3 protein-coding genes and 1 pseudogene are annotated in these 7,247 nt (G+C 41.8%); 1 reads left to right on the top strand and 3 read right to left on the bottom strand.

Annotation, left to right across the window (positions count from 1 at the left end; genetic code table 11):
- Window positions 1-854 (bottom strand): annotated as a pseudogene (locus tag RRG12_RS40975) (hypothetical protein); the annotation flags it as partial.
- Between the two features lie 368 nt (window positions 855-1,222).
- On the opposite strand from RRG12_RS40975, the gene RRG12_RS40970 reads away from it, so the two are divergent.
- Window positions 1,223-4,795, top strand: a complete 3,573-nt coding sequence (locus tag RRG12_RS40970) for an eIF2A-related protein (RefSeq protein WP_420763144.1) — start codon at window positions 1,223-1,225, stop codon at window positions 4,793-4,795.
- 353 nt (window positions 4,796-5,148) lie between these two features.
- Here RRG12_RS40970 and RRG12_RS40965 read toward each other — a convergent pair whose 3' ends face one another.
- Window positions 5,149-6,153, bottom strand: coding sequence for a CHAT domain-containing protein (locus RRG12_RS40965; protein WP_420763143.1), 1,005 nt, complete (start codon window positions 6,151-6,153; stop codon window positions 5,149-5,151).
- Between the two features lie 572 nt (window positions 6,154-6,725).
- On the bottom strand, window positions 6,726-7,247 hold a 522-nt coding region (locus RRG12_RS40960; protein ID WP_420763142.1), incomplete at its 5' end, for a WD40 repeat domain-containing protein.

The raw sequence follows: 7,247 nt of genomic DNA, 5'->3' as shown, positions 1-7,247 counted from the left end.
AAATCCTCTACAACTTCACCCCTTTCCACATACAAAGTGCGATATGGATCGGCGTGGGCAACAATAGAACCAACGCCAATAGTGTCCGGTTGAGACGATGCGTTCTGGAGAGCAGTAATTAAATCAGTCTCTTGGGTGGTCAATTCTCCCCAATAGTCCTGTTTGATTACCTCATACTCTTGCGCCACTGCCCAATAGTCCTGCCAAGTACACCCTGGCTTTGCAAGCACTGCCCTAATGTCACTCACTGCCTGGGGCAACATTTCCAATTGTTCGGAACGGTAGGCGATCGCTTCAGGAGTCGGACTACTGCCCAGAATTATCGCAGCAGCTTCGAGCGCTTGGGTATTGTTCATAGCGCTGGCGAGATTCTTCAAAGCCATGCCCATAAGCCGCAGACATTCTTGGGCATTTTCTTTGGGTGGTTCTTGCGCTAGCGATCGCAGATCAATAGTTTTCTCCAAGGCTTGCTTCACTTGCTTGTTCAAAGCCTTGGTTGCCTGTTGGGTCATGGTATTCCCCCACTGTTGAGAAGGGCGTTCTTCTATGGCGTTTTCTAATTCCTGAATGCGTTGCTGGAGTTGTTGATTCTCAATCTCCAGTTTCCGTAATCCTTCCATCTCCAAGAGGCGCTGCTGTAACTGAACATTTTCTTCTTTCTGTTGCTTGTACAGGTTTTGCAGAGATTGGATTTGCTCTTGTACCTGGGCTTCGGCTCTGGCTGTGGCTTCTGTTTGCAAACCAATCCTTAATTCCTGGGAAAGCCGCTCTAACTCTTGCTGGTGTTGCTCTTTGAGTGCAGCGATCGCTTGCGTGTATTCTTTTGGGTAAGTCCGCTCACTCGATTCGGACACAATTGCGTTATTTAAACCGACTAAATCAGTATTAGTAAACTACTATCGCAAATCTACCGAGACTGTTAATATCAGTCTGGAATGCCGTTCTGTACATTTGTAGCGTTATGTAGACACTACACAAACCATTATTATGCTCCTTACTATCCCAGACCAACTAAAGAAACGCTTTCATGCAGCTTGCGCTTTATGTGGGCTGAAGACCAGTTAAGTTGTGGTCGAGTCAATTAAGCAATGGTTAGCTAGCAAAGCACATCCGGTTAGTGAATTAAAGAACTAAAGCATCGCTGTGAATTGAAGTCTCAGACAGCTCTCTGCCAGCTTAGTTCATTACATTTTTAGCAACCCCATTCATCTTAGTAAAACGAATGCAACAACAAAAAGCTCGACGCAATCGAGGTGTAATCTTGACCCTCAAAGGCTGGGATAAAGTTCAAGCATCCATTGCTAAAGCAGAATTGGAAAAGAATGGTGGATATAGCTTTTCTTTAGAAGAACTGAGCGAGCGCACGCATTTAGCATTACACACTATATCCAGAATTTTAGGGCGGTCTGAACCTGTAGATAAGAGTTCGTTGCAGTCTGCCTTTGCTGCTTTTAATTTGGAGTTGTGTAAAAACGATTATACCCGACCCAACCCCGCAGAATTGGAACTCCGAAGCGCAAATCCTCAATATGACTGGCAAGAAGCACTGGATGTGTCTGTGTTTTATGGTCGCAATGAAGAATTATTGCAGCTACGACACTGGATATTAGAGGAACGGTGTCGTTTAGTTGGACTGCTGGGGATTGGTGGTATTGGCAAAAGTACTTTAGCAGTCAAGTTGGGGCTGCAAATTCAAGGCGAATTTGAGGTAGTGGTGTGGCGAAGCCTACTAAATGCACCACCAGTAGAGGAGCAATTAACCAATATACTTCAATTTTTGCTCTGGGCGCTGCGAAAGGAAATGGTAATACCTGAAAACTTTGATGAAAAACTATCAAAGCTAATGAAATGTTTGCAATCAAACCGATGTTTGGTGATTTTAGATAATGTTGAGACAATTCTCTCTGATGGTCAAGCGGGACAATATCGCCCTGGCTACGAGGGGTATGGTCAATTATTCAAGTGCGTTGGGGAAGTACCCCATATTAGTTGCGTTCTGTTCACTTCCAGAGAAAAACCCAGAGAAATTGTACCACTAGAAGGTGACAGAACAGGAGTGCGATCGCTTCCATTAAAGGGACTAAATCCTATCGAGGGACAAGAGTTATTCCAGCAAAAAGGACAATTCACAGGTACAGAACGAGAATGGCAAGTACTCATTGAGCATTATGGCGGCAATCCTCTAGCACTAAAAATGGTCGCAGCCGGAATCCAAGAGCTTTTCAATGGTAAGATTGCCCCTGTTTTGCAGTATATGGAACAGGGGATACTAATTTTTGAGGACATCCGTGACTTGTTAGAACGCCAGTTCCAGCGTTTGTCAGCAGTAGAAGAGGAAGTAATGTATTGGCTGGCAATTAATCGAGAGCCAGTATCCATTGCCGAGTTAACTGCTGATATAGTGACATCTTTTTCCCAGCGTCAATTACCCGCAGCAATTAAATCTCTGTTGCAAAGATCATTAATTGAAAAAAGTGGTGATCGTTTCTTTTTACAACCAGTCGTTATGGAATATACCACCCAGCGATTGGTTGAACAAGTCTGTCAAGAATTAGTAGGGGAAAAGTCTGTATGTTTACGCTTGTTTCAAACCCATGCTTTGATCAAGGCAACAGCCAAAGAATACATCCGGGAGACACAAAAGCAATTAATTGTGCAATCCTTACTTGAGCAATTGTTATTAAAGATGGGCAGTCAACAAAAGCTGGTAACTTTGTTACAGGATGTACTGGAGCAGCAAAGACATCAAGCTGCAATCCTGGCTGGGTATGCAGGGGGCAATGTCCTCAACTTGTTAGCGCATTTGCAAATCAGTCTACAGGGATATGATTTCTCAAATTTGAACATTTGGCAAGCGGACTTACAGCGTGTCAATTTAGCTGGAGTTAATTTCCAAAATACCGCTTTTGATAAGTCTGTATTTGCTACAAGCTTGAAGACTATTTATTCACTTGCCTTGAGTCCAGATGGAAAACTGTTGGCTACGGGTGATATAAATGGGCAAATTCATTTGTGGCAAGTGGCGGATGGAAAAAACTTGTTAACATTTAAGGGACATGAAGGTTGGGCTTGGACAGTTACTTTTAGTCCAGATGGGCAAACCCTGGCAAGTGGTGGTCATGATGGATTAATTAAATTATGGGATACACAAACAGGAAATTGCCTAAAAATTTTAGATAAGCATACAGATATTGTTTGTTCTGTCAGCTTCAGTCCAGATGGTCAAACTTTAGCAAGTGGTAGTCAAGACACTTCAATTCGATTGTGGGATATCCGTCTAGGTAAGTGTCTCAAAATCCTGCATGGTCATACTAGTGCGGTATGTTCAGTCAGGTTTAATCCAAATAGTTCTACCCTGGCGAGTGGTAGTCTAGATTGCGATATTCGCTTGTGGGATGTCAGTACAGGTATATGTATAAAAACTTTGCACGGACATGTAGGCAGAGTATGGTCGGTTCGCTTTAGTCCTGATGGCCAAACTATAGCCAGCGGCAGTAGTGACCACTCTGTTCGGTTATGGGATGTGAGCAAAAGTACTTGCATTAATACATTCCACGGTCATAAAGGTTGGGTGTGGTCAGTTAGCTTTAGTTCAGATGGTCAAACTATAGCTACATCTAGTAATGACTCTAGTGTAAGGTTGTGGAGTGTGCAACAAGGTACGTGCATTAAAATTTTCCACGGACATACCAGTAACGTGTTCTCAGTCACTTTTAGTTCAGATAATCAAACCTTAGTTAGTGCCAGTAGTGATTCGAGTGTACGTTTATGGGATGTAAGTAAAGGTGTGTGCGTGAGAATTTTACGGGGTCATTTCAGCGGAGCGCATTCGGTCAGTTTTAACACTGATGATTGTATATTCGCAACAGGTGGTTTTAATGCTTTAGTTCGGCTGTGGGATATTGCGTCTGGATACTGTACTAAAATTTTACAAAGTCACACAGATTGGGTATGGTCAGTTAGCTTTAGCCCTGATGGTTCTTTACTAGCAAGCGGCAGTGATGACAAAAGCATCAAACTATGGGATGTTATTTCTGGTCATTGTATTACAAACATTAATGACCATAGTGGTGGAGTAACATCTGTCGTCTTTAGTCCAGATGGTCAAACCTTGGCTAGTGCTAGTAGAGACGCGAGTGTAAAGTTGTGGGATATTCACGAGCGTAAATGTATAAAAACGCTAGAAGCTCACACAGATGCAATCTGGTCAGTTAGCTTTAGTCCTGATGGCAATACTTTAGCTACAGGTAGTGGCGACTGCTCGGTTAAGTTGTGGGATATGCGTAAAGCTAAATGTATCAAAACTTTGTCTGGTCACGCTGATGGAGTCTGGTCAGTGAGTTTTAGTCCTGATGGTAAAATACTCATTAGTGCCAGTCTTGATGGCTCAATTCGATTATGGGATAGCAGTAACTTTACCTGCATAAAAGTCTTGCAGGGACATACTGCTGGTGTATGGTCAGCTAGTTTTAGTCCCGATGGTTGCACTTTGGCATCGGCCAGTTCTGACCAAACAATTCGCTTATGGGATCTCAATAACTTTACCTGTATCAGAGTTTTGCATAGTCATAGCAGTGGAGTATGCTCGGTTAAATTTAATGCTCTCGGTAATATCTTAGCTAGTACTAGTCAAGATGATGTAATTAAGCTTTGGGATGTGCAAACTCTTGAGTGCATTAAAACCCTGAAAGTAGATCGCCTTTATGAAGGGATGAATATTAGGAGGGCGACTGGGTTAACAGCAGCGCAGCGATCGGCACTCTTGGTTTTGGGGGCTGTGGAAGGTGTGGGGTAGATTTTATTGTAGGTGATCGCTTCTTTGATACGTTGGTAAGAGTGCAATTGTTTCTATGAAAGTTAAGAATGTAGCAATTTTGGCATTAAAAAGTAGTAATAACGTTAGAGTGAACGCTAAAATTTATGGTAGAAGCTAAAAGTGAGGAAGCAGAAGCGGGAGCAATTCAGATTACCTATGGCTATTCTAAAAGCCGTCGCTCAAACTTAAATAAATAATTTTTATCTAATTATAAGGCTGCGATTATCGCATCTCATTCCACCCTAACTTTTAGATTATGCCTCACTACCAATTAGCTGCTGCGCGGAAACCAAAAGTCAAATTGTTAAACCAACTAGACTCAATAATTAGTGCTAATTAGTACCTAGCCATGCAGTAATTCTAGCTAGACATGGTTGAAGTTTTGCGATTGCAGAAGCAAACCCTTCGGCTTTTTTAGCATAGTGAAAAGCTCGCTCTAATGCTTTACCCACTTCGTTTTTGTCTGGATGTGGTTTGTCGATTTCTTCTCCAGCATCAGCAATAGCATTGTCAATTTTACGACGGTCTGAACTCTCTAACTCCGCTAGTATCTGACGTAAAGCGTTGAGTTCTACTTCTATGTTGACACTTGCAGGTTCGGGTAAACTAACTTGTTGAAAATCGATGTTTGCAGTGCTACTATCTCCCGTTATAATTGCGCTACCAGTGGCATTACCCCCAATAGAAACTGAACGGTTTTGCCAGGCTTTGTCGTTATTACATATACCATTATCCCTGCCCGATTCTACTGAATTTAGGGGCAGTGCTGTCTGATAACGCCGTCGCCTAATTTTGATCTCTGGGGTTAAAGATTCTGGAATTCCCTGTAAATCAATGGAAGTACAACCCATGTGAAAACAATCTTCATAATTCTTTTCAGCCCCCAAAGCAGTATAAAATCCGATGCTAAACTTAATCGCTGCCCTATCTCCGATTGCCTGATTCATCCCCACCACGCAATCAATGTGTTGGTGAATTGCTGTAGCTTGTTCCTTACTATAACAGGCGTTGAGTAAAACACACTCTATCTGTAACTGAAATAAATCAAATAGCTTTGCGAGGGCTTGTGTACTTACCAGTTGCATATGTCCAGAATTATCTTCTAAGACTAATCCATCAGTACCAGAACCGTGTCCAGAAAAGTGGACAATTGTTGGTTGATAGTGGGACAGGAAGCGGGTTAAATCATCTATCCGTACCGCAGATTCAGTTATGATGTGAAATTTTTCTCGATTTGGAGATAGTTGTAGTGTGTTTTTGATTTCTCGCACCTCTTCATCGAGGCGCAAATTACTTGTGTTTTTGGGATTGGCAAAGAGGATGAGGATTTTTTTCATAGTGTTATTTTGCGTTGCTAAATTTAAATATGAAATTTAAAAATCAACTCTTACTCTCTGGGACTCTGCGTGAGGTAAATTCATATTTGGAATTTGTAACGCCTGCTATTGAATAGACATCTCTGAAAAACAATCAAAGCCTTTGTCTCGCTAACTTATAAGACGTAAATGCAATCATCATGAATTAGCTAAAATGTACGATAAAATAAGGCTTTGAGATATTTAATTTTGAATTGTATATGCATTCATTTTAGCCTAAGGTCACTGGAGTGTAATCTTCTCGCATTTTCGATTAATTGCTGTAATTGTTCATACTCCAGACCAATTAACCTCTGTGTTTCTTGAGGATTCTTTCCAATTTAATCCAGTATGCCACTCATATTTTTGTGTCAAAAAACTTATCATGATGTTCTTTTATAGCGTTTCCTAAGCAACTGAGGTACACCAAAATCTTTCCAAATCTTTTTTTCTAAAGATTAGTAGCTCTGAAAACGTACCTCACCAGGTCGGTAACCGCTATACCACAGAATATTACTATTTTGGAGATGTCTAGTATGGTTTTTTAATACGAATTACGGATTGCGAGTTATAGATGGACACAAGTCGCTGTCACTCTCATTCTCAGGGGGATTGGTTTTAAAATACTCGCGCATAAAATTGCACCCTTCCTTGAGTAAATAATCAAAATCCCACCTCCACAATCTCACCGTGCTGTCATCACTAACAGAAGCTATCATCTTCCCATCCGGGCTGAAGCTAACGTCATTAACCAATTTTGTATGCCCAGTCAGGGTTTTGATTTCATTGCCAGTCTTGATATCCCATAGTTTCATTGTCTTGTCATCATTGGCAGAAGCTACCATCTTCCCATCTGGACTGAAGCTAACGCCATTAACCGAGTTTGTATGCCCAGTCAGGGTTTTGATTTCATTGCCAGCGCTAGTATTCCAAAGTTTTACCGTGCTGTCATCACTAACAGAAGCTATCATCTCCCCATCCGGGCTGAAGCTAACGTCATTGACCGAGTTTGTATGCCCAGTCAGGGTTTTGATTTCCTTGCCAGTGTTGGTATCCCATAGTTTTACCGTGTTGTC

Source organism: Nostoc sp. CALU 546 (assembly GCF_048836525.1).
The sequence above is the reverse complement of the archived record's forward strand: the minus strand, read 5'-3'. Positions and strand labels throughout refer to the sequence as shown.